3 protein-coding genes and 1 pseudogene are annotated in these 3,177 nt (G+C 75.5%); 2 read left to right on the top strand and 2 right to left on the bottom strand.

Features of this window, described 5'->3' with window-relative positions:
* Positions 1 to 346 (bottom strand): DUF4229 domain-containing protein (locus NH602_RS29595; RefSeq protein ID WP_253069530.1); only part of this gene is annotated, 346 nt, incomplete at its 3' end.
* 300 nt (positions 347 to 646) lie between these two features.
* Here NH602_RS29595 and NH602_RS29590 point away from each other — a divergent pair.
* Both NH602_RS29590 and NH602_RS29585 read left to right on the top strand, forming a co-directional pair.
* Positions 647 to 859 (top strand): BldC family transcriptional regulator, encoded by a 213-nt coding sequence (locus NH602_RS29590; RefSeq protein WP_073576557.1) that lies wholly within the window; start codon positions 647 to 649, stop codon positions 857 to 859.
* An 85-nt stretch (positions 860 to 944) separates the two neighbouring features.
* Complete coding sequence (locus tag NH602_RS29585; RefSeq protein WP_073576558.1) at positions 945 to 1,178, top strand: hypothetical protein; 234 nt, start codon at positions 945 to 947, stop codon at positions 1,176 to 1,178.
* 127 nt (positions 1,179 to 1,305) lie between these two features.
* Here NH602_RS29585 and NH602_RS32285 read toward each other — a convergent pair.
* Positions 1,306 to 2,657 (bottom strand): annotated as a pseudogene (locus NH602_RS32285) (MinD/ParA family protein).
* Between the last annotated feature and the right edge of the window lie 520 nt (positions 2,658 to 3,177).

Below are 3,177 nucleotides of genomic sequence, written 5' to 3'. Positions count from 1 at the left end.
GGGACGCGGGCGCGGCGGGCGTGTCCGGGGACGGCGGCGGGCCGACGTCGCCGCGCAGCTGGGCCCGCAGCGACGCCCGCTCGGACGACCGGCGGGCCGTCGACGCGGCGATCGCCCGGTCCAGCCGCTCCCGCAGCCCGCGGAACAGCACCATCGACAGCGGCAGTGCGACGACGAGCGCCACGAGCAGCGCGACGAGCCACGGCACGCCGATCAGCGCGAGGACGACCGTCAGCACGGCGAGCAGACCGAGCCGCGCGAGCGTGTAGAGCGCCACCGTGGTGGCCAGCCCGGGCTCACCGGCGCGCTCCCGCGCCGCGGCCTGCGGCGGGGTCGGAGACGTCATGACCTCCAGGGTACGGGCCGGACCGGCCGGATCACGGCTGCCCGGTTCCACCCGCCCCCGTCCCGGACGTCCGGATCGCGATCACCCGCCCGGGCGGCGGTCCCTCCCCGGCTGTCCCCGACTGTCCGGTTCGAGGCGTTCACCGGCTTTGCCCTTTAAGAACCCTTTACTCACACAACACCGTTCGAGTACCCGGAGTCTGAGGTGTCACGATGGCCCGGAAACCGAGAGCGGTACCCGGCCGGATGCCTCCGGCGAGCACCGTGACACATACTCCACGTGCACTTCGGGAGGATCCCCATGGCAGCTCCGACTCAGGCACCCGAGCGTCTCCTCACCCCGGGTGAGGTGGCCACGCTCTTCCGCGTCGACCCCAAGACCGTGACCCGCTGGGCCTCGGCCGGGCGGATCGGCTCGATCCGTACGCCGGGCGGCCACCGTCGGTTCCGCGAGTCCGAGGTCCGTGGCCTGCTGGCCGACCTGACCAGCGAGGCGAACACCGGTCTCCGCTGATCCGGAGGGCACACATGGGGTGAGGGTCTCGACTTCACCCGTACGTCAGGCCACCTTCGCTACGCTGGACAGCGGAGGTGGCCTGATGTTGTTCTTCCTGATCCTTCTCGTCGGCGCGGCCGTGGTCGCGGTGCTGCTCGTGCGGACCCTGCGGTCCGAACAGGTGGTCTCCGATCGCATCCCACGCGCGGAGTTCCCCTGGTCGTCGGGCCAGCGGGCCGAGAAGCCGCGCGCGACCGGCCCCGACGACGATCCCGACTTCCTGCGCGAACTCGACGAGAAGGTGCGTGACCAGGAGGACCCGCCCGAGCGTTCCTGAGCGGGTCGCGCCGGCCGGCACCTCCCCGACACGCCTTGACCGAAGGGCGGTCCACCCAGCGGGCGGACCGCCCTTCGGTGTCTCCGGTCACGTCCGGGGCGGCGACGGGGACCGTCGCGGCCCGGGATCAGACCGGGAAGCCGTCGGCGACGGCCGCCGCCAGCTCCAGCAACGCCGTCCGGGTCGTCTCCTCCAGGCGCTCCAGGTCGATCTCCGCGCCCTCCTCCAGGTGCGGGTCGAACGGCACCTTGACCACTGCCCGGCACCGTCCCGAGAAGTGCTCGGCGACGCGGTCGAGGTCCACCCCGCCACCGGCACGCCGGTAGACGGTGTTGATGACGACGACCGCGTTGCGGACCAGCGCCCCGTAGCCGTGGGCGTCGAGCCAGTCCAGGGTCGCCGAGGCGCTGCGGGCGCCGTCGATCGAGCCCGACGACACGACGACGATCTGGTCGGCCATCCCCAGCACCCCGTACATCGCGGAGTGCATCAGGCCGGTACCGCAGTCGGTCAGGACCAGGTTGTAGAAGTGCTCCAGCAGGTCGACCGCGCGCCGGTAGTCGTCCTCGCTGAACGCCTCCGACACCGCCGGGTCCTGCTCGCTGGCGAGCACCTCGAGCCGGGACACGCCCTGCGAGGTGTAGGCGCGGACGTCGCTGTAGCGGCGGACCCGGTCGGCGTCGCGCAGCAGGTGGCGGACGGTCGCGGTGGTCTCCAGCGGGATCTTCTGGCTCAGCGTGCCGCGGTCGGGGTTGGCGTCGACGGCCACGACCCGGTCGCCACGGTGCGACGCGAACGTAGCCCCGAGGGTCGCGGTGACCGTCGTCTTCCCGACCCCGCCCTTGAGGCTCAGCATCGCGATCTTGTGCGAGCTGATCAGCGGCCGGTTCGCGCGGGCCACGAGGTCGCGCCGGTGCAGCTCCGCGGGGCTCTCCCCCGGGTTCACCAGTCCGCCGGTGAGCACGTAGACCCAGCGACGCCACCCGCTCGCCGGCGGACGGCCCGCACTGCCGTGCCCCGTGCGCGAGGGCGCGAGGTCCAGCCCGCCGTGCGGCTCGTCGCCGCGGCGGTGCTGAGCGGCCCGGGCCTCGATCGCCTCGGGGGCCGTCCAGCGGGGCCGCTTCACCCCCGTCTGCGGGCGGCCGCGCGGCGGGGTGAGGGTGCGCTGGGGGCCGGTCTCCGCGGACTCGTCGTCCCAGGCCGCGCGCCAGGGACGGTCCCCCTGGCGGGGGCGCCGGTCGTCGCGGGAACGGTCGTCGCGGGAGCGCTCCGTCCGGGGGGTGCCGGTCCGGGCCCCGCGGCCGCCGTGACCCGCGTGCATCGGCCCCGCAGGATCCGTGGGCGCCGGAGCGGCGGGGTCGGAGTGCGGCGGATCGGCGGACACGGGCGCGTCGTCGTACCCGGCGGTCGCGGTGCGCCCCGGGGAGCCGTCCCCGGAGGCCGTGGCGCGGTCCGGGAGGTCCGGGCCCACGGCGCCACCGTCCGGCGGGTGCCCGGGGGCCGGGGCGTCACCGTCCGGGGAGTACCCGGGGGCCGCGTCGCCGTCCGGGGAGTACCCGGGGGTCGTGTCGCGGTCGCCGGTGTCGTCGGCCGCGCGGCCCGCGGCGCGCCAGATGAGGTCCGCGTCGGGGTCGTCGTCGGGCACCGCGGAGGTGGGCACGGCCCACCACGGCTCGGGGTCGGCACCCGCGGCGCGGTAGAGACCGGTGTCGTCGGGGCCGTGGTCCTGCACGGCCGGGTCCCGGGCCGCGTCGTCGCGGCGGTGCCGGGGGTCGCCCGCGGAGGCCGGGGTGGGCTCGTCGTCGGGGTCGGCGACTGTCGCGGTGCCGGAGGAGGCCGGGCGCGGGGTCTCGCGCAGGGCGGACAGGTCCGTCCCGTGCGGCGGGGTGGACGGGTCGATCTCGTCGACCAGGTCGTCGTCGATCTCGGGCAGCTCGCTGCCCCACGCCGAGCCCGCCGGCGGGGTCTGCGTCCCGATGGCGGCGCGGCCCGGGGCGGG

The organism is Pseudonocardia sp. McavD-2-B, from assembly GCF_024124365.1.
Classification (GTDB): Bacteria; Actinomycetota; Actinomycetes; order Mycobacteriales; family Pseudonocardiaceae; genus Pseudonocardia; species Pseudonocardia alni.
The sequence above is the reverse complement of the archived record's forward strand: the minus strand, read 5'-3'. Positions and strand labels throughout refer to the sequence as shown.

Coding starts and splice junctions, on each gene's coding strand:
- NH602_RS29590 (WP_073576557.1), top strand. CDS start 647: ATGGCAGCTCCGACTCAGGCACCCGAGCGTCTCCTCACCCCGGGTGAG.
- NH602_RS29585 (WP_073576558.1), top strand. CDS start 945: ATGTTGTTCTTCCTGATCCTTCTCGTCGGCGCGGCCGTGGTCGCGGTG.